The following is a 24,228-nucleotide window of genomic DNA, read 5'->3' as shown; positions in this document are numbered from 1 at the left end:
TTCAAGAGAAGTTTCCGTTAGCCCATGCGTATTGATCCTCGACCGTTGCCTGCCACGCTGCCGTTTCTCGGTGACCTGCCACCTTTGCTGACCCGTTTGTACGCGGCACGGGGTGTGCAGTCCGAGGCGGAGCTGGATAAAAGTCTGGCGCGGCTGATTCCGTTCCAGCAGCTCAAGGGCATCGAGGCGGCGGTGGATCTGCTGGTGACGGCGCTGGAGCAGCGTCAACGGATTCTGATCGTCGGTGACTTCGACGCCGATGGCGCGACGGCCAGTACGGTCGGCGTGCTCGGCTTGCGTCTGCTGGGCGCGGCGCATGTCGATTATCTGGTGCCGAACCGCTTCGAATACGGCTATGGCCTGACCCCGGAAATCGTCGAAGTCGCCCTGACCCGCGAACCGCAGTTGCTGATCACCGTCGACAACGGCATCTCCAGTGTCGAGGGCGTGGCGGCGGCGAAGAAGGCCGGGCTCAAGGTGTTGATCACCGACCACCACTTGCCCGGCGATGAACTGCCGCAAGCCGATGCGCTGGTCAACCCGAACCAGCCGGGCTGTGAGTTTCCGAGCAAGGCGCTGGCCGGGGTCGGGGTAATTTTCTACGTGTTGATGGCCTTGCGCGCGCGCCTGCGCAGTCTCGGCTGGTACGAGAGCAAGCCGCAGCCGAACATCGGCGAACTGCTGGATCTGGTGGCGCTGGGCAGCGTTGCCGACGTGGTGCCGCTGGACGCCAACAACCGGATTCTGGTGCATCAGGGCCTCGAGCGGATTCGCGCCGGGCGTGCCCGTCCGGGGATCAAGGCGATTCTTGAAGTGGCCAAGCGTGACGCCGCGCGAATCACTTCCACCGACCTTGGATTTATCGTCGGCCCGCGCCTGAACGCGGCGGGGCGCCTGGACGACATGAGCCTCGGCATTGAATGCCTGCTCACTGCCGACGCCAATCTGGCGCGGGAAATGGCCGCGCAACTGGACGGCATGAATCAGGATCGCAAATCCATCGAGCAGGGCATGCAGCGCGAGGCGCTGGCCCAGCTCAAGGACTTGCCGGTGGAATCGATGCCGTTCGGCCTGTGCCTGTTCGATCCCGAGTGGCACCAGGGTGTGATCGGCATTCTCGCTTCGCGGATGAAAGAACGTTATTTCCGTCCGACGATTGCCTTCGCCGATGCCGGTGACGGTTTACTCAAGGGCTCGGGGCGTTCGGTGCAGGGTTTCCATATTCGCGATGCCCTGAGCGTGGTGGCGGCGCAGCATCCGAACCTGATTGCCAAGTACGGTGGCCACGCGATGGCGGCCGGCCTGACCTTGCCGCAAGAGAATTTTCCGCTGTTCGCCGAGGCTTTTGACGCTGAAGTGCGTCGGCAACTTCGCGAAGAAGACCTGACCGGGCGCATGCTCTCGGACGGCACGCTGGCGGTCGAGGAATTCCATCTGGAACTGGCTCGCGCCCTGCGCCATGCCGGGCCTTGGGGCCAGCACTTCCCGGAGCCGCTGTTCCATGGCGTGTTCCAGTTGGTCGAGCAGCGGGTGGTCGGCGAGCGGCACCTGAAAGTGGTGCTGAAGAGCGAGTGCGGGTCGGTGAAGCTGGATGGCATCGCTTTCGGCATTGACCGTGATGTCTGGCCGAACCCGACCATTCAGTGGGTCGAGCTGGCCTACAAGCTCGACGTCAACGAGTTCCGGGGCAACGAGACGGTGCAACTGATGATCGCCCACATCGAACCACGCTGATGCCATTCGCGAGCAAGCCCGCTCCCACAGGTACAGTGTTGCCATTGTGGGAGCGGGCTTGCTCGCGAAGGCGTTCTTTCACACACAGAATTACTCTGAACCCTCCCTCATCCCCGGTTGTCGACTAGGCTCTAAGCACTGCTTGATTGGCCTTGTGACGTCTTGTCGAATTTTTTGCCCGCGGGGGCGGGTGCTGCACCATTTCCTGTCACTCGTCGACTTTTCAAACAGAACCCTGGAGCCTGCCCACTGATTTGAGAGGTGCCCCATGAGTCTGCTGCTCGAACCCTTTACCCTTCGCCAACTGACCCTGCCCAACCGCATCGCCGTGTCGCCGATGTGCCAGTATTCCAGCGTCGACGGTCTGGCCAACGACTGGCATCTGGTGCACCTGGGCAGCCGCGCAGTGGGCGGTGCCGGCCTGATTTTCACCGAGGCCACGGCGGTCACCGCCGACGGGCGGATCACCGCCGAAGACCTCGGTTTGTGGAACGACGAACAGATCGAACCGCTGCAACGCATCACCCGTTTCATCACGGCTCAGGGTGCGGTTGCTGGCATTCAACTGGCCCATGCCGGGCGCAAGGCCAGCACCCATCGGCCATGGATCGGCAAACACGGCAGCGTCAAGCCGGAGGATGGCGGCTGGACCCCGGTCGGGCCGTCGCCGATTGCCTTCGACCCGCAGCACACGCAACCGAAGCAGCTGGATGAAGGGCAAATCGCCGAAGTCATCCAGGCCTTCGTCGCTGCGGCCAAACGTGCGTTGACCGCAGGTTTCAGCGTGGTCGAGGTGCATGCCGCCCACGGTTATCTGCTGCATCAGTTTCTGTCGCCATTGAGCAATCAGCGCCGCGATCAATACGGTGGTTCGTTCGAAAACCGTATTCGGCTGGTGTTGCAAGTCACCGAGGCCGTGCGCGAGGTCTGGCCACAAGAGTTGCCGGTGTTTGTCCGGGTTTCGGCCACCGACTGGGTCGAAGACGGCTGGAACCCGGATGAAACCGTGGAGCTGGCGCGCCGCCTCAAGGCACTGGGAGCGGATCTGATCGACGTCTCTTCCGGTGGTACCGCCGCCAACGCCGAGATTCCCGTGGGGCCGGGTTATCAGACGCGTTTCGCCGAACGGGTACGCAAGGAGTCAGGCATCGCCACCGGCACCGTCGGCATGATTACCGAGCCGGCGCAGGCCGAGCACATTCTGCGCACCTGTCAGGCCGACATCATCTTTCTCGCCCGCGAACTGCTGCGTGACCCTTATTGGCCGCTGCACGCCGACGATGATCTGGGCGGGCGCAAAGCGGTGTGGCCGGCGCAGTATCAGCGCGCGACCCATCGTGATCAGCCGATTCACGAGTCTGACCTGCGCGATTGATTTCAAGCCGGCGCAACGTCTATAAAACCCGCCATTGAACCGGCGGGTTTTTTCTTGCCTGCCATTTGCCAAGGAAGTCGAGCATGTTGATCGAGCGAGAACTGACCGAACACGACTTGCCGTTGCTGGCGCAGATCGACCGCAGCGAGCTGGTGGAGGAATGTTATCGGCTGGAAAAAGGTGAGCTGATTCTGTATCCGGTGCATTTCGACATGCGTGGCTGGCCGGAAGGCGAAGCTGAGGAAAACGCGCTGGCGCTGGAAAAGTGCTTGCGGCGCGGTGGTTGGTTTTACGGGATTTTCGATGGGCAGACGCTGGTTGCGGCGGTGGTTGTGGATAACCGGGTTATTTACAATCAGGGGTTGAGCATGCGGCAGTTGAAGTTTCTGCACATCAGCCGTGATTACCGCGGGCAAGGGCTGGGGGCGAAGTTGTTTGCGCTGGCCTGCGAGCAGGGGCGGCGATTCGGTGCCCAGGCGTTGTATGTTTCAGCGACTGAATCGCGCAACACTGTGGAGTTTTATCAGCGTCAGGGTTGCCGGTTGGTTGATCAGGCGGATCCAGAGTTGTTTGATCAAGAACCCAGAGACATTCATCTGTATTGCCCACTGACCTGAAGCAGTTTCTTCAATATCCGATGTTGAATGTTCTGACGCATTCGCGAGCAAGCCCGCTCCCACCCTGGTTTTGTGTCGGTCGCAAACTGTGTGATCGACCGGGATCCAGTGTGGGAGCGGGCTTGCTCGCGAAGAGGCCCTTACAGGCGCCTCAAATCATCAAGGATACTTGCGCTTGTCCAGTGCCGGCGGGAAGTACTGGTACAGCCAGGTCTCGCTCAGTATGCGGTCATTGGTGCGGATGAACAGGCGCAGTTCCACCGGGTCGACGCTGTCGCTGGTCGGGTACCAGTCGAACAGGATCCGGTAACCCTTGATGTCATCGAGCACCAGCACGCTGAAGTCCTGCACTTTGCCGTTGGAGCAGGTGACCACCGGTTCGATCCCGGTGCCCTGCGGCAGGCGATCGAGACCGCCACCGGTGAAGTCCACGGCAAAACGACGGGCCCAGACCGGCGGGTAATGCTCGCCTGGTGCCCAGCCTTCGACGAAACCACCCATGCCCGACCGGGTCGCATGCACCCGCGCCAGCGGCGTGCCGACCGGTGGCAGGGCGCTCCAGTAGAGCTTGTAGCCGTAGTTCAGCGAGTCGCCAGCGGCCACCGGTTTCTTCGGCGTCCAGAACGCGACGATGTTGTCGAGGGTTTCGCCGGTGGTTGGAATTTCCAGCAGGTCGATGGAGCCTTCGCCCCACGCGGTTGTAGGCTCGACCCACAGGCTCGGGCGTTTGCTGTACCAGTCAACGGTGTCCTGATAGTTGGCGAACTCGTGGTCGGTCTGCACCAGTCCGAAGCCCTTCGGATCGGTGTCGGCGAACGCGTTGAACTGCAGGGTCGCCGGGTTGTTCAGCGGGCGGCAGATCCACTCGCCATTGCCACGCCACATCGCCAGGCGATCGGAGTCGTGGATCTGCGGGTGAATGGTGTCGCACATACGGCGTTCGTGGGTGCCGCAGCTGAACATGCTGGTCATCGGCGCGATGCCCAGTTGTTCGATGGCGGTACGCGCGTTGATGTGGGCGTCGATCTCCATCACCACGCGCTCGGCCTGGCAATCGATGTCGAAGCGGTAGGCACCGGTGGCGCTCGGCGAGTCGAGCAGCGCGTAGACCACGAAGCGCGTGGCGTTCTGATCCGGGGTCTCGAACCAGAATTTAGTGAAGTCCGGGAATTCTTCGCGCTTTTTCGCGTAGGTGTCGACGGCCAGGCCGCGAGCGGAGAGGCCATATTGGCCAGTCGCATCCACCGCGCGGAAATAACTGGCGCCGAGGAACGACACCACGTCATGGCGATCCAGCTCCGGCGCCTTGAACAGCTTGAAACCGGCAAACCCCAAGTCGCCCTTGAGCTGCTGGGTGTCGACTGAGGTGTTCTCGTAATTGAACAGCGTCGGGCGGAAATGCACCTCGCGCGCGGTGCGGGTCTTCGGATCGACGCTGTACATGCGCACCGGCTGGCGGAAACCCATGCCGACGTGGAAGAACTGCACGTCCAGCTGACCCTTGTTCTCTTTCCACAGCGAATGATCGCCGTCGTAGCGGATCGCGTTGAAATTCTGCGGGGTCATGGTCGCCAGCGTTGGCGGCAGCACCTGTTTGCTGTCCTGATAAGCCGAGCCGGCCAGTTGCTTGGCCTGGCGCTTGAGCGCTTCGAAGTCGAAAGCCTGGGCCTCGCCATCGGCGGCGCCACCATTGGCGGCCCAGGCACGGGCGGCCAGCAGGCCGGAAGCCGAGAGACCGGTGTAAGCCGCAATGGCCATCGACGCTTTGAGCAAATTCCTGCGGTGCATAAATACAACCTGTCGTGAGCAATCCCGCGCCTTTCCTGGCACGTGCTGGATCAGAAATAACGGTTCGGACAAGCCTTCGGCCAAACGCAACGGACTATTAACAGATGCCGGCTAGCTTAAACGGTTCGCTCGCCGAGCAAAATTCGTTGATTCACAGTGACAGAGTGTCAATGAAACAAGACATGTCGGTTAAAAATCTGACAGGGCGTTCTGATTTATGCGGCATATCTGCTTTTTTCGACTAATTACTCTAAAAACCGCTTTTCAGCGCCGATTTAATTTCTATTCTATGGGCATGACCGGTGTTGACCGGTAGGGCACACGGCGCTGCTGTAAGGGGCAGGGCGATGTGGTGGTTTAGCAATTCTTTGAAGTATTGAAGGACGTCGTCCATGGCAAAAATACAAGGTATCGCCGAAATGCTCGGCATCTTCCCCTGCCTCGGCAGCGGCCGTAGAAGGCGTCGTTTGAGTCCTGAAGAGCTGAAGCTGGTGGAGCGTTATCGCGAGTTGTCGGAGAGTGACCGGATTGCGATGCGGTATCTGGTGGATGCGATGCGCAGTGTTTCGCGGTTTTGAGTGGAAATAAAAAGGGGCGGACTGAAAGGTCCGCCCTTTTTTATTTGGATCAGCTACACGTTCCCAGGACTGGATACGGCCGCTGGCCGCGCATCAACTCCGGCACATCCCGCCATTTGACCCACGCCTGCTGTTGCCAGTGCAGCAGCGGTACGGTAACGCCTGCCCAATGCATTGAGCTCAAGCTCGGGTGGTTTTCCACAGGGCTTGATTGAGTTTCGCGCAGCATCGGGATGACTTCATGGCTCAGCCATTGGCGCAGGTGTCGGTTTTCCGGGACGAAGTGATGGACGAGCAGGGCGAACAGGCCGGACTCGCTGACCATCGCGCAATCGATGATTTCGCCGTCCCGACGCAGGAGGACATGGCGACGCTGGTCGGGATCGAGTTTCAGGGTGAGGCGTTCGTTCAGGGGGTAACCCATCAAGCGACCGAGATCTTGCACGCAGAACCAGGCTTCGTGGTCTTGCATGAAGGCGTGGAGGAAGCGGTTGTGGCGGGTGAAGGCGGTGGGGGTGAAGAAAGCGGAGCTTTCAGAAGGAATTTGTACGTGGTTAGGCATTTTTCGACTCCAATATTGAGAATAGAGCCGCCACTCAAATGAGTGCGGTCACGCCGTTTTGATATTTATTCCGGCTCCGACACCGGGCCGCTGATTTCGCCGCCGAGAGAAAGCCTATCGGCTAGCAACCTACGACGCCAAGTCGGTTCTATCGATACCTTCTGTAGGAAAGAGGATTTATCGCTGAGGGTCGTATCTGTAGGAAATGCCTGTTTTTGCATTGGCGCCAGCGAGACCGCCCCTCACCAGTGTTTTTTCCGTTATTTGTTTGAATCTTGCGCATCGTTGCAGATGCCGGCCCGTCGTTTCAGGGCTCAAAGGATTGTGACGAATAAAGGAGAATTCAATGAAGGTATCTCTCAAGCAGATCAACGGCCCTTGGGATCAGGGCTGGGTGCTGGACAAACACATGGTAAGTAGTACCTTTCTTGGCAACGATGATCGCGGACACCCATGCTTCGATAATCAGCGTACTGAGATTGGTGAGGCGACCTACCAGCTCAAATACCAGAAGGATTGGACTCAGGTCAGTCCACTTGCCCAGGCAGTAGCGACAAATGTGTTCCCAAAACTGAACCAGGTCGGGTTTGTAGTGCCTATGCCCGCTTCAAATATTCGTCAGCGACAACCGGTGACTGAAGTTGCCCTGGCGTTGGGACGAATTATCGGTCGGCCGGTTTTCACGGATTTGCTTCGAAAAGCGACCACGGGAAAGTCGCTCAAGGATTTACATTCCAAAGCCGACAAGGTTGCCGCGATTGGAGACAGTTTCACTGTCAATGATGAAATCACCACCGATGGATGCTGGAATGTTTTGGTTGTAGATGATTTGTTTGATAGCGGAGCGTCGATGGACGCGGCCTGCGCTGTTCTGCGTAAATATCCGAAAGTAGGGAAAATTTATGTCGCAGCGCTAACTTGGAAGTGAATTCAATGACCACTGTATTTATTGCTGGCTCTATCAACATCAAGAACCTTGATCCGAAGGTTAAAGAGCGCATCAATAATATCGTCGCGTCAGATTTTGAGGTGGTGGTTGGGGATGCAGGTGGCGCCGATACCTCCATTCAGGAGTACCTGCTGAGTCTCGAACGATCCAAAACCACGGTGTTCTGCAGCGGTTCTGCTCCTAGGAATAATCTTGGACAGTGGCCCGCCAGAACAGTCGACTCCAAGCATTCCAAGGGGTCGAGAGCCTTCTTCACCGAGAAAGACGTCGTCATGGCCGAAGCAGCTGACTACGGTTTGATGATCTGGGACGCAAAGAGCACCGGTACGCTCAGCAACGTCATTGAACTGTTGTCGAGAAAGAAGAAGTCGCTTGTCTTCGTCAACAAGGAAAAGGAATTCAAAGTGGTCGGAGACGTCAGTCAGCTCGAAGAGTTGATTGCATTCATGTCCGATCACGCCAAGCAAAAAGCCAATGAAAAAATCAGGTTGTTCGATCGTATTTCGTTACTGAAGAACGATCAGGCAGAGCTTTCTTTTTGATGACTTTTCTCGTCTTTGCTGAACCCCGACACTTTGTCGGTGCCGGGGTCAGAAGCGCTTAGCGACTCACCTTCCACGCATCCCCAGCCGGCGCCTTCCCATGGTCATACGGCTTGCCAATCCACATGTAAACCAGCCCCAGCCCAATCACGATCACCGTGCTCAACACCATCGCATAGTTCACGTACCACGCCGCATCCGGCGTGCGTGGCCAGGCCATGTTGATGATTGCGCCGACGCCATACACCAGCGCGCCGATGTTCACTGGCCAGCCCCACGCGCCGAGGGTGAATTTGCCGCTGGGTTTCCAGCCTTTCATTCGCGCGTACAAAGCGGCCAGCACGATCATCTGGAACGCGAGGTAGATGCCGATGGCGGCGAAGCTGACGATGGTGGCCACGGCGTCTTGCAGGAAGAAGCCGAGGGCGATGATCAGGGCGGGCAGGACGCCGGACACGAACAGTGCGGCAACTGGCACCTGGGTTGTAGGAGAAATCTTTTTCAGCAGTCGGCTGCCGATCACCATTTCGTCGCGAGCGTAGGAGTACAGCAGACGACTCGCCGCAGCCTGCAGGCTGATGACGCAGGAGATGAAGGAAATCATTACCACGCCCATCACTACTTTCGAGCCGATCGGGCCGAAGGCGTTGTTGAGGATGGTGGTGACCGGGTCCTTGTCGGTGCCGTTGATCACCGCTTGCATGTCCGGCACGGCGAGGATCAGCGCCAGGCAGGCGAACATCGCCGCGACGCCGCCGATGTAGATGGTCATGCGCATGGCCACCGGGATTTTTGCGCTGGGGTTCGGAGTTTCTTCGGCAACGTCGCCGCAGGCCTCGAAGCCGTAGTAGAGGAACATCCCGGCCAGCGAAGCGGTGAGGAACGCCGGCAGGTACGAGCCGTCGACGCGGATGTCGAAGGTGTTGAACAGCACGCTCAGAGGCTGGTGACGCTCGAAGATCAGCAGGTACACGCCGACGATTACCGCGCCGACCAGTTCGCAGAGGAAGCCGAACATGGCGATACGCGCCAGCACTTTGGTGCCGCTCAGATTGACCAGCGTGGCGAACAAGGTCAGCACCAGCGCGATGACGATGTTGGTGTTGTTGCTCGGCTCAAACCCGAGCATCGCCGCCAGATACGGGCCGGCACCGACGGCCACCGCCGCGATGGTCACGCACAGGGCGATGGAGTAGATCCAGCCGACCATCCACGCCCATTTCTTGCCGACCAGACGCCGCGCCCATGGATAAACGCCACCGGAAATCGGGAACTGCGAAACCACTTCGCCGAAGATCAGGCACACCAGCAACTGGCCGCAACCGACCAGTAGATAGGCCCAGAACATCGGTGGCCCACCGGCCGCGAGGCACAGGCCGAACAGGGTATAAACCCCCACGACCGGTGACAGATAGGTGAACCCTAAAGCGAAGTTTTCCCACAGGCTCATGCTGCGGTTGAAGTTCGAGGTGTAGCCGAGTTTGCGCAGTTGTTCGGCATCGCTGTCGGCAACGGCGGCCGAGAGTTCGGGTGAGGCACTCATGTGTTTTGCTCCGGGAAATCGGCAGATTTCGGATGGCCGAAGCCGTGGCGGGGCTTTGTGGGCGCCGCCCGGGTCGGTAGTTATTGTTTTGGAATCCTGGTGGTGCGTAATGCCGGTTTTCTTCCTGAAACCGAGGTGACGCCTTCGCGAGCAAGCCCGCTCCCACCTTGGAATGCGTCCCCCTGTGGGAGCGGGCTTGCTCGCGAAGCTTTTAAAGGCTTAGTGCTTGAACATCACATGCCGAACCGTGGTGTAGTCCTCCAGCCCATACATGGACATGTCCTTGCCGTAACCGGACAATTTCTGACCGCCATGGGGCATTTCGCTGACCAGCATGAAGTGTGTGTTGACCCAGGTGCAGCCGTACTGCAGCCGCGCCGACAAGCGATGCGCGCGTCCGACATCCGCCGTCCACACCGAGGAGGCGAGGCCGTAGTCCGAATCGTTGGCCCACTCCAGCGCCTGCGCTTCATCGGTGAATTTGGTCACCGAGACCACCGGGCCGAACACTTCGCGGCGGACGATCTCGTCATCCTGTTGCGCGTCGGCCAGCACCGTCGGCTCGAAGAAGAAACCGTCGCCTTCCACAGCCTTGCCACCGGTGATCAAGCGAATGTGCGACTGTGCCACGGCGCGTTCGACGAACGCGGCGACGCGGTCGCGATGCTGCGCGGTGATCAGCGGCCCCAACTCGGTCGTCGGATCATCCTGCAAGCCGTATTTGATGCTGCTCACCGCCGCGCCGAGCTTCTCGACAAACTTGTCGTAGATGCCCTGCTGCGCGTAGATCCGGCACGCGGCGGTGCAGTCCTGTCCGGCGTTGTAGAAACCGAAGGTGCGGATACCTTCAACCGCCGCATCGATGTCGGCGTCGTCGAAGATGATCACCGGCGCCTTGCCACCCAGTTCCATGTGCATGCGTTTGACGCTGTCGGCGGTGCTGGAAATGATGTTCGAGCCAGTAGCGATCGAGCCGGTCAGCGAGACCATGCGCACTTTAGGATGCGTGACCAACGGGCTGCCGACGCTAGGACCGCGACCGAATACCAAATTGAGTACACCGGCCGGGAAGATTTCCGACGCCAGTTCGGCCAGACGCAACGCGGTCAGCGGGGTTTGTTCCGACGGCTTGAGCACCACGGTATTACCGGCAGCGAGGGCCGGGGCGATTTTCCAGGCGACCATCATCAACGGGTAGTTCCACGGCGCGATGGAGGCAATTACGCCCACCGGGTCGCGGCGGATCATCGAAGTATGGCCGGGCAGGTATTCGCCACCGGCCGAACCGCTCATGCAACGGCTGGCGCCGGCGAAGAAACGGAACACATCGGCAATCGCCGGGATCTCGTCGTTCAGTGCGGCGCTGTAGGGTTTGCCGCAGTTGTCGGATTCGAGTTTCGCCAGTTCCTCGCCATGAGCTTCGATGGCGTCGGCGAGTTTGAGCAGCAGCAGCGAACGGTCTTTCGGCGTGGTTTGCGACCACTCGGCGAAGGCGTTATCGGCGGCGCGCACGGCGGCGTCGACCTGGGCCTCGGAGGCTTCGTTGATCTCCACCAGTATGCTGCCGAGCGCCGGGTTGAGCACCGGTTGGGCCGGTCCTTCGCCGTTGACCAGGTGGCCGTTGATCAAGAGTCTGGTTTGCATGTCTGTTGTCCTCTTCGAAGCAATTGTTATTTTTCTGAAGAAACCGGGTTCCATTGTGGGAGCGGGCTTGCTCGCGAAAGCGGTGGGTCAGCCGACATCAATGCTGAATTTGATTGCCTCTTCGCGAGCAAGCCCGCTCCCACATTTCGATCCAGTTTCTTCAGTTATTCGGTTATTTCCCACCACTGCCCGCGACACTCTCGCCACCCCGGGTCAGGTAATACGCGCCGAGAATCGGCAGCATGGTCACCATCATCACCAGCATGGCGACGACGTTGGTCACCGGCACATCCCGTGGGCGGCTCAGTTGATTGAGCAGCCACAACGGCAACGTGCGCTCATGCCCGGCGGTGAACGTGGTGACGATGATTTCGTCGAACGACAGCGCAAAGGCGAGCATGCCGCCGGCCAACAGCGCCGAGCCGAGGTTCGGCAGGATGATGTAGCGGAAGGTCTGCCAACCATCGGCACCCAGATCCATCGAGGCTTCGATCAAACTGTGCGAAGTGCGGCGCAGACGGGCGATGACGTTGTTGTAGACAATCACCACACAGAAGGTCGCGTGGCCGACGATGATGGTGAACATCCCCGGCTCGATCCCCAGTGTCTTGAACGTCGCCAGCAAGGCGATCCCGGTGATGATCCCCGGCAGCGCGATCGGCAAAATCAGCATCAGTGAAATGCCCTGCTTGCCGAAGAAATCGCGGCGGTACAACGCTGCCGAAGCCAGCGTACCGAGCACCATCGCGATCAACGTGGCGATGGCGGCGATCTGCAATGAGAGCTTGATCGCCTCCAGCACATCCGGCCGTGAAAACGCCACGCTGAACCAGTGCAGGGTGAAGCCCTTCGGCGGAAAGCTGAACGCGGCTTCCTCGGTGTTGAAGGCGTAAAGGAAGATGATCAGGATCGGGAAGTGCAGGAACACCAACCCGCCCCAGGCGGCGATGCGCAGACCCAGTGAAGCGCGCTCAGAGTGCATCGAAGGCCCCCAGACGTTTGACGATGGACAGGTAAACCGCGATCAGCACAATCGGTACCAACGTGAACGCTGCGGCCATCGGCATGTTGCCGATCGCACCTTGCTGCGCGTACACCATACTGCCGACGAAGTAGCCGGGCGGCCCGACCAGTTGCGGCACGATGAAGTCGCCCAACGTCAGCGAAAACGTGAATATCGAGCCGGCAGCAATTCCCGGAATCGACAGCGGCAGAATCACCTGCATGAAGGTCTGACGCGGCTTGGCGCCAAGGTCGGCGGAAGCCTGCAACAGCGATGGCGGCAGACGTTCCAGCGACGCCTGAATCGGCAGGATCATGAACGGCAGCCAGATGTAGACGAACACCATGAAGCGCCCCAAGTGCGAGGTCGACAGGGTGCTGCCGCCCACTCCGGGAATGCCGAGGATGAACTGCAACACCGGCTCCAGTCCCAGATGCTGCACGAACCATTGCGCGACGCCGCCCTTGGCCAACAGCAGTGTCCAGGCGTAGGCCTTGACGATGTAACTGGCCCACATCGGCAGCATCACCGCGATGTAGAAAAACGCCTTGGTCTTGCCCGTGGTGTAGCGCGCCATGTAGTAGGCAATCGGGAACGCGACGATGGCGCTGGCGATCGACACGACGATGGCCATGCTCAGCGTGCGCAGGATGATGTCGAAGTTCGACGGCTGGAACAGCGCGGCAAAATTCGCCAGGGTCAGGTCAGGGGTGACCGCCATGGTGAAGTCGTCAAAGGTGTAGAACCCCTGCCACAACAGCACCAGCAACGAGCCGAGGTAGATCGCGCCGAACCACAGCAACGGCGGCACCAGCAGCAGCGACAGATAAAGATTCGGCTTGCGATAGAGCAGGTTGGAAAACCGCCGCAACGGCGGTGCCTGGGTCATTGCGAGCGTGCTCATTTCAGACCCCGCTCGCGACGGTGTCATGCAGCGGGATCATCGCTTCCCGCGCCCAGCGTGCGCTCAGGCGTTGGCCGGTCTGGTGCTGCGCGCTGCTGTCGATCCACTGATTGTTGGCGTGGCTGATGCTCAGGGTCTGGCCGTTTTCCAGCGTCAGTTCATAGCGCGTGGCGCTGCCCTGATACTGGATGTCGTGGAGCAGACCGCTGACTTCGATTTCATGGCTGGCGAGCGGCCCTTCGGCAAAACGCACGTGTTCCGGGCGAATCGAAAACGGCTGCGGATGGCCGCTGAGCTGGCGCGCCAGATCGCCACGAATCACGTTCGAAGTACCGACGAATTCGGCGACGAAGGTTGTAGTGGGTTTCATGTACAGATTGCGCGGGGTGTCGACCTGCTCGATGCAGCCCTTGTTGAACACCGCCACGCGGTCGGACATCGACAGCGCTTCGGTCTGATCGTGAGTGACGAAGATGAAAGTGATGCCGAGCTGGCGTTGCAGCTTCTTCAGTTCACTCTGCATCTGCTCGCGCAATTTCAGGTCGAGGGCACCCAATGGCTCATCAAGCAACAGCACGCGCGGACGATTGACCAAGGCGCGGGCGAGGGCGACACGCTGGCGCTGACCGCCGGACAACTGCACCGGTTTGCGTGCGCCGTAGCCACCGAGGGCGACCATGGCCAACGCCTCTTCGGCGCGCTTGTGGCGCTCGGTTTTGCTCACGCCTTTGACCTTCAAGCCATAGGCAACGTTGTCCAGCACGTTCATGTGCGGGAACAGTGCGTAATCCTGGAAGACGGTGTTCACATCACGTTGATACGGCGGCAGACCGGCGGCTTCGGCGCCGTGAATGCGGATCGAGCCGGCGCTCGGTTGTTCGAATCCGGCGATCAGGCGCAGGCAGGTGGTCTTGCCCGAGCCGGAAGGGCCGAGCATGGAAAAGAACTCGCCGTCCTGGATATCGATGGAAACCCGGTCAACGGCCTTCACCTCGCCGAACTGCCGGGAAACGTTGGTGAACTGGACTGCAAGCGTCATGGTGCGGTGCTCCGGTAAAGCGGGCTTTCAAAGAATGATCGGGTGTTGCGTCGAAAAGATCGCAGCCTGCGGCAGCTCCTACAGGAAGTGTGTAGGGCGCTGAAATTGCTTTTAGCTCCCTCTCCCTCCGGGAGAGGGCGGGGGGTGAGGGTGGCTTTATTGGCCATTGCTCTGAAATCAAGGGCAAAGCCAAAAGCCACCCCCTCACCCCAGCCCTCTCCCCCAGGGGGAGAGGCGGAAAGGGAGTTAGACCAAGTTGCTCTCGGGCTTACCTGCCGCCCATGATCGCAATGTAGTCCTGAGTCCAGCGGCTATAAGGCACGAACTTGCCGCCCTCGGCCTGCGGGGTTTTCCAGAAGGCGATCTTGTCGAACTGGTCGAAGCCATTGGTCTTGCAACCCTCGGCGCCGAGCAGTTCGCTCTCCTTGCACGCCGCGGGCACGGCTGGCAGCGAACCAAACCACGCCGCCACGTCACCCTGGACTTTCGGCTGCAACGACCAGTCCATCCACTTGTACGCGCAGTTCGGATGCTTGGCTTCGGCGTGCAGCATGGTGGTGTCGGCCCAACCGGTGGCACCTTCTTTCGGGATGGTCGAAGCGATCGGCTGTTTCTCGTTGATCAGGCCGTTGACCTGATACGGCCACGCGCTCGACGCCACCACGCCTTCGTTCTTGAAGTCACTCATCTGAACGGTGGTGTCGTGCCAGTAACGGTGAATCAACGGCTGCTGCGCGCGCAGCAGATCGAGCACGGCTTTGTACTGCGCTTCGGTGAGTTGATACGGATCCTTGATCCCCAGCTCAGGTTTGGCGGTCTTCAGGTACAGCGCCGCGTCGGCGATGTAGATCGGGCCGTCATAGGCCTGCACGCGGCCCTTGTTCGGTTTGCCGTCGGGGAAATTCTGCGCGTCGAACAGTACGTTCCAGCTGGTCGGCGGCGTCTTGAACACGTTGGTGTTGTACATCAGCACGTTCGGACCCCACTGATACGGGGTGCCGTAGGTCTGGTTGTTGACCACGTACCACGGCGCATCTTTCAGCCGTGGGTCGAGGGTTTTCCAGTTCGGGATCAACGCGGTGTTGATCGGTTGCACACGCTTGCCGACGATCAGGCGCAACGAGGCATCGCCCGAAGCGGTGACCAGATCGTAACCACCCTTGGCCATCAGGCTGACCATCTCGTCGGAGGTCGCGGCGGTCTTGACGTTGACCTTGCAGCCGGTTTCCTTCTCGAATCCGCTCACCCAGTCGTAAGCCTTGTCACTCTCGCCACGTTCGATGTAGCCCGGCCAGGCCACGATATCCAGCTGACCCTCGCCGGCGCCGACCGCCTTCAGCGGCTCGGCAGCTTGCAGGCTGGCGCTGGCCAGCAGGGCTGTGGTGATTGCACTGAGCAGTGCGGTCTTGTGCACGAACATGGTTGAACCCTCTTCTTTAAATTATGGTCGGGGCAGTTGTGAACGCGGTGAAGCATGCCGTTGGCGGCTTGTTATTAGCGTAGTCAGAGATGCTGGCCGTGGCGGGCCATGATGTGCCGCACCACGCTGTAGTCCTGCAGCGAGTCACTGGATAAGTCTTTGCCGTATCCGGAGCGTTTCAGCCCGCCGTGGGGCATTTCGCTGACCAGCATGAAGTGGCTGTTGATCCAGGTGCAGCCGTACTGCAAACGGGCGGCTACCTGCATTGCCTTGTCCAGATTCTGCGTCCACACCGACGAGGCGAGGCCGTATTCGGAGTCGTTGGCCCAGTCCACGGCTTGCGCGAGTTCGTCGAAGCGGGTCACGGTGACCACCGGGCCGAACACTTCGCGCTGGACGATTTCATCAGTCTGCTTGCAACCGGCCAGCAACGTCGGCTGGTAGAAGAACCCGGCGCCGGAATGCACCGCCGCGCCGGTCACGCGCTCGATGTGCGGCTGGCCGAGCGCACGCTCCACGAAACTGGCGACGCGGTCGCGCTGGCGGGTGCTGATCAGCGGGCCGATCTCGTTGTCGGCATCGCGTTTGCCGGCGAAGCGCAGGCTGCTGACCGCCGCGCCGAGCTCGGCGACCAGTTTGTCGTGAATGCCGGCTTGCGCGTAGATCCGGCACGCGGCGGTGCAGTCCTGCCCGGCGTTGTAGTAACCGTAGGTGCGCACGCCGTCGACCACCGCTTGAATATCCGCGTCGTTGCAGACAATCACTGGGGCTTTGCCGCCGAGTTCCAGGTGTGTGCGTTTCAGGGTTTTCGCCGCGGCCTGGAGGATTTTCTGCCCGGTGACGATATCGCCGGTCAGCGAGACCATGCGCACCTTGGCGTGACCGACCAGATGGCTGCCGACGCCTTCACCGCCGCCGCAGATGATGTTGATCACCCCGCGCGGCAGGATCTCGGCGAGTGCTGGCGCCAGTGCGAGGATCGACAGCGGTGTGTGTTCCGACGGCTTGAACACCAGCGTATTGCCGGCGGCGAGGGCCGGGGCGATTTTCCACGCGGCCATCATGATCGGGTAGTTCCACGGCGCAATCGACGCCACCACGCCAATCGGATCGCGACGCACCATGCTGGTGTAACCCGGCAGGTACTCGCCACTGAGCTGACCGGTCTGGCAGCGCACGGCACCAGCGAAGAAGCGGAACACGTCGACGGTGGCGGTCAGATCGTCCTGCCGCGCCAAGTGCAGCGGCTTGCCGCAGTTCAGCGCTTCGAGGCGAGCGAGGTAATCGGCGTGTTTTTCGACGGCGTTGGCGATGTCCAGCAGCAGACTGGAACGTTGTTGCGGCGTGGTGCGTGACCATTCGGCAAAGGCACGGTGGGCGGCGAGGATCGCGGTTTCGACCTGCTCGGTGCTGGCCTCGGCGATGTGGGTGAGGATTTCACCGCTGGCCGGGTTGAGGATCGGTTCGACAAAACCCTGCCCGGCGACCAGTTCGCCGTCGATCAACAACGCGGTACACATCGGGGTCTGCACGCCAGCCATTTTCCGCGATCTCTTTTCTTGTGTGGTCATTGTGGCTCCCGTGCCCGGGAGCCGACCGTCTTATAGATGCAGCAAGACTAGTGCGCGGCTCCGAGGTCGACAAATTCTAAATACTGAAGGTGGCATTCGATTAAATAGATGGCTTGCGTCCGCCGTGCGGCTGCTCGCGGGCTACGGTCAGAAATGGATCAACCAGGGCAGGGCGCGCGGTCCCACGGCGCCAGGCCAGACCGACATCGAGGGTCTGGTTGAGGTCGGCAATCGGCCGCGCTTCGATGATGTCGCCCTCCAGTGACCACGGGCGGTAAGTCATGTCCGGTTGAATCGATACGCCCAGACCTGCCGCCACCAGACTTCGCACCGCCTCGGTGGATGCGGTTCTGAGAGTGATCTTCGGTTGCAGCCCGGCGCCGCGCCACAAGCGCTGGGCATTGCGATCCATCTCGTCGACGTTCAGTTGAATCAGCGGCTCGCGAGCGACGTCGGCGAGGTTGATGCTGTCGTGTTCCAGCAGCGGATGTTGGGCCGGCAGCCACAGACGGTGCGGCGAGTGGGTCAGCACTTCGGTCTGCAGGGCGTGGCGGTCTTCGAGGTTGGACAGGATCAGCACGCCGACATCGATTTCGCCGCTGACCAGCAAATGCTCGATGTACGGCCGCTCGTCTTCCATCACCCGGATCTCGACGTTGGGATAGGCACGCTGGAACCGGGTGAGCAGATCGGCGAGGTAATAACCGGCGACCAGGCTGGTTACGCCGACGATCAACTGACCGGCGACCTGATCGGTGCTCTGTTGCAGGCTGCGCTTGGCGTTGTCCACCGTGGCCAGAATCAGGTGCGCCTGGCGTAGGAATTGATGACCCTGATGCGTCAGCGTCATGCCTTTGGCGTGGCGGCTGAACAGGCTGACGCCGATTTCCTCTTCCAGTTGCTGAATGGCGAGGGTCAGGGTCGATTGGGAAATAAACGCGGTTTGCGCGGCGGCGGAAATCGAGCCGGTCTCGGCCACCGCGATGAAGTGACGGATCTGACGCAGGGTCATCATGAGAAGGGTACCCGGTGGGCGGTTTTTATAGATTGGCCTGAGTGTATATCTATTTTCGCGAAGGGCTGTTGCAGGCGGAGCAACATCTGGAAGCACACTCGCAAGCAGGGGCGGGGCACTTTCGAACTAGGCTGAGGGCCTGATAGATCCGGATAACCCCTGTTTTGGAGGCGGAATATGAACACCCGTGGATTGCTCGATCAACTACTCAAGTCTGGCCAGGATCTGTTGCAGAACAAGGCCGGTGGCGCGCAGAACAAACCCGCGGCTGGCGGGCTGGGCGGTTTGCTGGGTGGGTCTTCAGGCTCCGGTGCGCTGGGCGGTCTGCTCTCGGGGGCAGGCGGTGGTGCTCTGGCGGCCGGGGCCATGGGCCTGCTGCTCGGCAGCAAAAAGGCGCGAAAGGTCGGCGGCAAAGTTGCGGTCTACGGTGGCCTCGCTGCCCTTGGTGTGCTGGCCTATAAGGCGTACGGCAACTGGAACGCCCAGAAAGGCACCGCCCCACAAACCGAACCGCAAACCCTGGATCGTCTGCCACCGGCGCAAGCCGAGCAGCACAGCCAGGCGATTCTCAAAGCACTGGTCGCCGCCGCCAAGGCTGACGGCCACATCGATGATCGCGAACGCCAGTTGATCGAGGGCGAGTTCACCAAACTCGACAACGATCAGGAACTGCAACACTGGCTGCACGCCGAACTTAACAAACCCCTCGACCCCACCGACGTCGCCCGTGCTGCGAGTACGCCGGAGATGGCGGCGGAGATGTACATCGCCAGTGTGATGCTGGTGGACGAGGAGAGCTTTATGGAGAAGAGCTACCTGGATGAACTGGCGAAGCAGTTGAAGCTGGAGCCGGGGTTGAAGGTGGAGTTGGAGAAGCAGGTGCGACAGTTGTGAATTGATACCTCATCCAGGCCGATGAACATCATCAAAATCATCGGCCTTCGGAGTAGCAACGATACCTTTCGCTTCTTGAGCGCGGTAATACGCCTCAATCGTCAACAATGGATCGATACGCGCTTTGACAATGCAAGCTTCCTTTTGCCATGGATACTCATGTAACTGCTTGGACAGAGTCTTCAGACCACCTGTGATCCATCCCTTTTCCGACTGATCCCTCCATCGTCTTGGGTTGCGGCCTGTTTTCACATCGTAGGCTGCAGTTACGGGATCAAGATGGCGGCTTTGCTCAAGCACAGGCAAGTCGGGCAATGGCTGCGTTACATCCATGTAGCGCTGCAGGCAGTCCCAGAAAGCGAGTGCGTTGGCCTGATCCAGCCCGAGCGAGTGAACCTTGGTGGCCAAGCAAATTTTATTATCCGTATAGCGGTGATTTAACCACAGCGCATAGTCATGGGAGCCGAAGCCATTAGGAAGCAGCTGAAGCACTGGGTCGAACTCTTCAAACGGGGCAACGAATAACTTTCGGAAACGCCTTTTGAACCTGAGCATGCCGTCAGTTCGATTGAATTCGCTGCCATCGTGTGTGCTGATTTTGCTATGAATCCACAGCAGTGCGTCGGTACCAAGGGACGCTACGAAATACAGAAAGGCGCCCGCCCATAGGGCGATACACATAGAGTTTGCACTGAATAATGAGTCTTTTATCCAATAGGTAGCAATTGCACCGGCTACAAATCCCAATATTTGCATGTGGTGAAGAAATTTATTTCCCGTCATGAATAACACGAGAGAGGAGAGCATCAAAATGGCAGTTGAAATACCAATGATCGCTCCTCCTGCGGTGCCAGGGTTGCCATATCCTAACTCTGTGCCTATAGAACCAAAGACCCCCAAAACCCAAGGCGCCCAGATGAACGAATAGCTGATGAGCTTAAGTACGAAGAAAAAATGGGTGGCTTTGCTGGCGTTCTGAAACTTCCAGCGTTCATGACTGCAATAGGATTCTATAACGTTATCGATTTTTTTATCCGAGTCAGAGAGTCTGATCGCTTCAAGTTGAGAGCTGACTTCCACCTCCGGTTCTAAATTGGCGTAATTGCCAAATGCGAGATGAGTGTTAAACATTCCGGTCCGGTTTGCATCTTCCGGCCAGCGAGGTGGTGGCAAAGGTTTTTTGCTATCGCTTCGATATGCTCCAATCGTATAAGTCGTATCTCTTTCTGTAATCATACTTTAGACTCGATTATCTCAATCTGCCAATAAGCTGGTGCGTCCTCGGCTGGAATTTTATCCGAAGGTGTTTGGCGATCTTTAGAAGTAAATGCTTTCCATTTTTTTGGGCTAGGTTGAGGCAGCACTAAAATATCTTCTGTTTCGTTAACGCTGAGTTCAAATTGCGCGCTGATTTTAAGCCCCTCCGTCATGTCGAAGCTATAGCGTTGCAGTGGATTAAGGTGCACGACGGGAAGGCTAGGTGACAGAATGTACAGTACACTGGTCGCATCGAGTGGTAAGGCAGAGATCTTTGGATTCGTCGCCGGTACACGGTGATACCGTTTGACCGCTAATAATCCAGACTTCTCTAATTTGCTTTGGAATTCTTGTACGATCAATCGGAACTTTTTATCATTTTCAAACATTGCGAGTAGAGGCGAGCTCAAAACTACAGCCCAGTCATTGTCATTCAGCAGTTGCTTTTCAGGAAGCACGCATTCCAGTGCCGAGTCAGGCTTTTTTGACCGATTGTTATCTGCGTTTTGTAATGCGATTCGATGAGCCGCTGGCGCCTTTTTGCGCCATTGCGATAAGCGCTCAACAAATATCTGGGGTCTCCCGATGATGCCCAGAAGTTGCTGATAAGCTATTTTCTGGTCTTTTAAATGGGTAAAAATATCACTCTTGCCAATGAGGCTGTCCAACATTCCTGCCTCGGCAAATTGAATCCCAAAAGGGCCTTTTTTTACGATTATTTCAGTATCGCTGTCAGTGAATATATTCGCAGCAATTGTGCCGCCGACAGTCATTAACACGCCAGCGAGCAAGATGTATGGATTTACAACCAGACCTAATCCATAAGCGCCCCACAAGCCGCTGCCAACTGCAACAACTCCATACGCTGCGGCGGCATCAGTATCGCCCTGACTGAAGGATCGGTAACTGTCCCATCCGCCCAGTACCGCACCTCCAAGGGTTGCGATACCGCCTACCGAACGAAGTAATGGTAGTTTTGAACTGCCCGTCTGGTTTTTTAGATTCTTTGCCCAGTTTGTGGAGATTTTCGCTATGTCAAATCGCGGCTTGGTTAACTTTTGCTCCATCGTTGAACCGAGTAGTAGCTTGCTGTGGCTTCCCAGTGCTGCAGATAAATCCAGTGTTGCGCTGGCTATCCCTGCGCTTCCTCGAAGGGTCTCATCACTACTGTTGAGGTCTTTATAGGCTTTTATCTGTGCCCAAATATTATATGTTGCAAACGCAACCATGAGTGTTGGTATTGTTTTGTTTTTCTCTAAAGCTTGCGTAGCTGAACTCATTTGTACGCGAAAGGCGCTGTAACTTGCCAGGTCCGGGTGATCCTTGGGTATTGCAATTACGGTTAAGTTACGCAGGCTTGGTCGTGAGGAGGCGCCGATTCGTGGACTTGTGCTACCTAAGATTCCACCTGATTGATTATGCAACGTCGCATAGCGATAACTTTTTCTGGTTAGTGCCTGACGTTCGACTTCAGTGATTCCACCGCGCAAACCAGCGCCTTGTACACCAATAACAACATAATCCTGTGCGAGCGCTTGGCCTTGTTGCATCAGTTTTATAGTTGCTACTTTTGGCAGTAGCACTGAGAGTGTAGAAAATGCGGGCGTGAATATACGATCAAGCTGGATTTTTGAGGCGTTTTGAGATAGTCGGCCAATTTGCGCGACTACACTTGCGCCAAAGTTATCGAATAAGTCAGCGAGAAAATAAACGAAACCCTTCCCCGCACTTGGCTGATCCACTGCTCCGGTCAACGTGGATGTCAGGATCAAAGTACTCAGCCCGGTCAATGCTGGGTCGGGCGCTTGGGCTGTTTTTCGAAGTTTGATAATTCGTTTTATCGTCTCTGGAAGCTGTTCCTGGTTTTTTGCTAATAACAGTGAGCCAAGCGGGTGCTCACCTTTCAATATGGCCTCGCAAATGCGATTTGCGGACGCAGTAATCTCTTTGTATCCTTCACCGGTATACATTGCATCGCAACGATCAGGTAACTGATTGAGCGCCTCAAGTATTTCGGTCATTAAACTGTAAGGCTCTAAGAGGCCCTCATCATTTCTATAGCACCAGTCAAGAAGGACTGTGTGCACTTTTCTGTCAGTTATTTCAATAAGGCGAGCCAGTCTTGCGGCCAATTGCTCTCGACATTTTTTTCGCTCCTCTTCAAATACGACACTCTGCAATTTGGGCAAATCGACCTTGTCTTTTAAGTCGGCCAATGGCCCTTCGAGCGTGCTGTACAAAACCTGAGCATATTGTCCATGTTGCTGATGGGGAACAAGAGCATTCAGAGTCTGCAGATAATCAACACATTCGCGAATTTGCGTCGTCGCGTGGCGCACTTCGTATAGCGGATCGTCGAGAATCATCCCAATCAGATGCGGGTAACCACGCAGTCCGTTTTGGGTCAGCAAATCCTCTCCAGCCTCCAGGGTCGGTAGAGCCGGCGGTGGCGCGTGTTTTATTTTTTGAGCGAGCTCTTCTTTGCGCTTTTGCAGCTTCACGATTAGCGCATCGGGTTTGAAGGCTGCGAAGTCCGGCGTGAACTGTGCAGGATCTTCCATAGCCGCTTCAATGCTGAAGTCGCGTGAACGCAGGCCTTTGGTCAGTTTTGCGATCGGTGTCGCGGGGTGAATTGATGTGGGTTTCCAGATCGTCGTCTCACCCGCTGTTGCTGCCCAGGCGGAGGCCATATTTTGGCTGCGGGCCCTTATTCGGCTCGGGTCTTCTTCCAGCCAGGTGATGTATTCCCACGTCCAGGAAACTTCACTAAAAGCCATGCTGAATTGTCGACCCAAAAAGCGGCCGTCGAGCATCATCGGTACCAGGATCAACTGCTGATTGACGCCTACTGGCTCACGTTTATCGGCGTTGCCTTTTTGATCCGCCACTTTTCGCCAGTGGACCAGGTCGACTTCGGCCAACTGCCCTTTACCATCAGTAACGAGTTCACGCCAAACCTTGTTGTTTTGGAACACATAGACGCGACCCACCCGCGGCACGCCGCCCTGCAGCGTTTCATTGAGCTTGTCGTGGCCGGGCAGGCGGGCCAGAGGTGTGACTGCAAGCACAATATTTTTCTGGAACCTGTCCAGTTCTTCAGTGGTTTTCGCGTCCACCATGACGGGAATCTGCAGGTGCCCGCCGTCGATACGTTCTACGTTAAGCACCAGCCGGTATTTTTGATCATTCTCGTAGTCGACCTTCTTACGCGTTCCTTCGTTAATGGACTTGTCCTTGAACTCACTCATGCCTTGTCCTCTGGCCCCAGCAATTGCAATTGGCTGCCTGATTCGGGATCGCCCCACACATCGACGATGAGGGCCTCTTTACCTTTTTCGCTGGTATTTCTCGTGGCGGGTTTATTTAGCGGTGCATTGCCCAGGAGTTGCCCGACCGGTGCGGTATCTGCTGGCTTGGGTGGCACTGGCAGTGCCGCTGCAGCTCCCGTCCCGCTAACTGGACTGCCGCCGGAGTTCATGTCTATCACCGGGCCGCTCAGTGTAACGCCACTGGCGTCGATCTTGATGAAGCTGCCGCCGCCAATCAGGGTCAGTTCGCTACCGGCTTCCATTACGATTTTGGTGCCACTATCAAGATGAATCTCCTGGCCGGCATCAATGAACTGGCCGGTGCCGATCTTGATGTGCTGGTTGACGCCCACGGTCAGGTGGTCGTTGGCGCGGGCTTCGACTTTGCGGTCTTCGTAGACGGTGTGGTGTTCTTCTGCCTTGAATTCTGTGTAGCTGTTTTGCTCGACGGTGTCGTGGCGTTCGTTGCCGACGCGGATCTTCTG

20 protein-coding genes are annotated in these 24,228 nt (G+C 58.2%); 7 read left to right on the top strand and 13 right to left on the bottom strand.

Annotated elements, in window-relative coordinates; translation table 11 throughout:
• The first annotated feature begins 24 nt into the window (after nucleotides 1–24).
• The 3 genes from recJ (at nucleotide 25) to J1G18_RS21415 (ending at nucleotide 3,726) form a co-directional block, all read left to right on the top strand.
• A complete protein-coding gene (gene recJ, locus J1G18_RS21425) occupies nucleotides 25–1,734 on the top strand; it encodes a single-stranded-DNA-specific exonuclease RecJ (RefSeq protein WP_223008419.1) in 1,710 nt (569 codons plus the stop codon).
• Nucleotides 1,735–2,002: 268 nt separating this feature from the next.
• On the top strand, nucleotides 2,003–3,109 hold the full coding sequence (locus tag J1G18_RS21420; protein ID WP_134785512.1) for an NADH:flavin oxidoreductase/NADH oxidase: 1,107 nt from the start codon (nucleotides 2,003–2,005) through the stop codon (nucleotides 3,107–3,109).
• An 83-nt stretch (nucleotides 3,110–3,192) separates the two neighbouring features.
• Nucleotides 3,193–3,726: a GNAT family N-acetyltransferase gene (locus tag J1G18_RS21415; protein WP_223008418.1), complete on the top strand. Its 534-nt coding sequence runs from the start codon at nucleotides 3,193–3,195 to the stop codon at nucleotides 3,724–3,726.
• Between the two features lie 159 nt (nucleotides 3,727–3,885).
• Here J1G18_RS21415 and J1G18_RS21410 read toward each other — a convergent pair whose 3' ends face one another.
• Complete coding sequence (locus J1G18_RS21410) at nucleotides 3,886–5,514, bottom strand: glucan biosynthesis protein D (protein ID WP_223008417.1); 1,629 nt, start codon at nucleotides 5,512–5,514, stop codon at nucleotides 3,886–3,888.
• A gap of 392 nt (nucleotides 5,515–5,906) precedes the next feature.
• Between J1G18_RS21410 and J1G18_RS21405 the strand changes: the two genes are divergently transcribed.
• Entirely contained in the window at nucleotides 5,907–6,092 is a 186-nt protein-coding gene (locus J1G18_RS21405) for a hypothetical protein (RefSeq protein ID WP_223008416.1), read from the top strand.
• A gap of 49 nt (nucleotides 6,093–6,141) precedes the next feature.
• On the opposite strand, the gene J1G18_RS21400 is transcribed toward J1G18_RS21405, so the two are convergent.
• Nucleotides 6,142–6,654 carry a Bro-N domain-containing protein gene (locus J1G18_RS21400; protein WP_134785513.1) on the bottom strand — a complete coding sequence of 171 codons (513 nt, stop codon included), beginning with the start codon at nucleotides 6,652–6,654 and terminating at the stop codon, nucleotides 6,142–6,144.
• Nucleotides 6,655–7,000: 346 nt separating this feature from the next.
• On the opposite strand from J1G18_RS21400, the gene J1G18_RS21395 reads away from it, so the two are divergent.
• Nucleotides 7,001–7,582 carry a ComF family protein gene (locus J1G18_RS21395; protein WP_064120575.1) on the top strand — a complete coding sequence of 194 codons (582 nt, stop codon included), beginning with the start codon at nucleotides 7,001–7,003 and terminating at the stop codon, nucleotides 7,580–7,582.
• Between the two features lie 5 nt (nucleotides 7,583–7,587).
• Nucleotides 7,588–8,145 carry a hypothetical protein gene (locus J1G18_RS21390; RefSeq protein ID WP_223008415.1) on the top strand — a complete coding sequence of 186 codons (558 nt, stop codon included), beginning with the start codon at nucleotides 7,588–7,590 and terminating at the stop codon, nucleotides 8,143–8,145.
• Nucleotides 8,146–8,203: 58 nt separating this feature from the next.
• On the opposite strand, the gene J1G18_RS21385 is transcribed toward J1G18_RS21390, so the two are convergent.
• The 8 genes from J1G18_RS21385 to J1G18_RS21350 all read right to left on the bottom strand — a co-directional run bounded on the left by J1G18_RS21385 (nucleotide 8,204) and on the right by J1G18_RS21350 (nucleotide 18,284).
• Nucleotides 8,204–9,688, bottom strand: coding sequence for an APC family permease (locus J1G18_RS21385; RefSeq protein WP_223008414.1), 1,485 nt, complete (start codon nucleotides 9,686–9,688; stop codon nucleotides 8,204–8,206).
• A 219-nt stretch (nucleotides 9,689–9,907) separates the two neighbouring features.
• Complete coding sequence (locus J1G18_RS21380) at nucleotides 9,908–11,332, bottom strand: gamma-aminobutyraldehyde dehydrogenase (RefSeq protein WP_223008413.1); 1,425 nt, start codon at nucleotides 11,330–11,332, stop codon at nucleotides 9,908–9,910.
• A 172-nt stretch (nucleotides 11,333–11,504) separates the two neighbouring features.
• Nucleotides 11,505–12,314, bottom strand: coding sequence for an ABC transporter permease (locus J1G18_RS21375; RefSeq protein WP_003222021.1), 810 nt, complete (start codon nucleotides 12,312–12,314; stop codon nucleotides 11,505–11,507).
• Entirely contained in the window at nucleotides 12,304–13,239 is a 936-nt protein-coding gene (locus J1G18_RS21370; protein ID WP_097086391.1) for an ABC transporter permease, read from the bottom strand. Before J1G18_RS21370 ends, J1G18_RS21375 begins: the two co-directional genes overlap by 11 nt.
• Before the next feature lies 1 nt (nucleotide 13,240).
• The gene (locus J1G18_RS21365) at nucleotides 13,241–14,278 is read right to left on the bottom strand and encodes an ABC transporter ATP-binding protein (RefSeq protein ID WP_223008412.1); all 1,038 of its coding nucleotides are present in this window, start codon (nucleotides 14,276–14,278) and stop codon (nucleotides 13,241–13,243) included.
• 268 nt (nucleotides 14,279–14,546) lie between these two features.
• A complete protein-coding gene (gene ydcS / locus J1G18_RS21360) occupies nucleotides 14,547–15,698 on the bottom strand; it encodes a putative ABC transporter substrate-binding protein YdcS (RefSeq protein ID WP_096795797.1) in 1,152 nt (383 codons plus the stop codon).
• Nucleotides 15,699–15,781: 83 nt separating this feature from the next.
• Nucleotides 15,782–17,239, bottom strand: coding sequence for a gamma-aminobutyraldehyde dehydrogenase (locus J1G18_RS21355; RefSeq protein WP_210558957.1), 1,458 nt, complete (start codon nucleotides 17,237–17,239; stop codon nucleotides 15,782–15,784).
• A gap of 130 nt (nucleotides 17,240–17,369) precedes the next feature.
• The gene (locus J1G18_RS21350) at nucleotides 17,370–18,284 is read right to left on the bottom strand and encodes a LysR family transcriptional regulator (RefSeq protein ID WP_007967749.1); all 915 of its coding nucleotides are present in this window, start codon (nucleotides 18,282–18,284) and stop codon (nucleotides 17,370–17,372) included.
• 177 nt (nucleotides 18,285–18,461) lie between these two features.
• On the opposite strand from J1G18_RS21350, the gene J1G18_RS21345 reads away from it, so the two are divergent.
• Nucleotides 18,462–19,178, top strand: coding sequence for a tellurite resistance TerB family protein (locus tag J1G18_RS21345; protein ID WP_098967404.1), 717 nt, complete (start codon nucleotides 18,462–18,464; stop codon nucleotides 19,176–19,178).
• A 9-nt stretch (nucleotides 19,179–19,187) separates the two neighbouring features.
• Here J1G18_RS21345 and J1G18_RS21340 read toward each other — a convergent pair whose 3' ends face one another.
• From J1G18_RS21340 to J1G18_RS21330, 3 genes are all read right to left on the bottom strand, one after another.
• Nucleotides 19,188–19,859: a hypothetical protein gene (locus J1G18_RS21340; protein WP_134787553.1), complete on the bottom strand. Its 672-nt coding sequence runs from the start codon at nucleotides 19,857–19,859 to the stop codon at nucleotides 19,188–19,190.
• 551 nt (nucleotides 19,860–20,410) lie between these two features.
• Nucleotides 20,411–23,683 carry a hypothetical protein gene (locus J1G18_RS21335; protein ID WP_223008411.1) on the bottom strand — a complete coding sequence of 1,091 codons (3,273 nt, stop codon included), beginning with the start codon at nucleotides 23,681–23,683 and terminating at the stop codon, nucleotides 20,411–20,413.
• On the bottom strand, nucleotides 23,680–24,228 hold a 549-nt coding region (locus J1G18_RS21330), incomplete at its 5' end, for a DUF2345 domain-containing protein (RefSeq protein WP_262415645.1). The genes J1G18_RS21335 and J1G18_RS21330, both read right to left, overlap by 4 nt.

This window comes from Pseudomonas sp. MIS38 (genome assembly GCF_019891575.1).
GTDB lineage: Bacteria > Pseudomonadota > Gammaproteobacteria > Pseudomonadales > Pseudomonadaceae > Aquipseudomonas > Aquipseudomonas putida_A.
The sequence above is the reverse complement of the archived record's forward strand: the minus strand, read 5'-3'. Positions and strand labels throughout refer to the sequence as shown.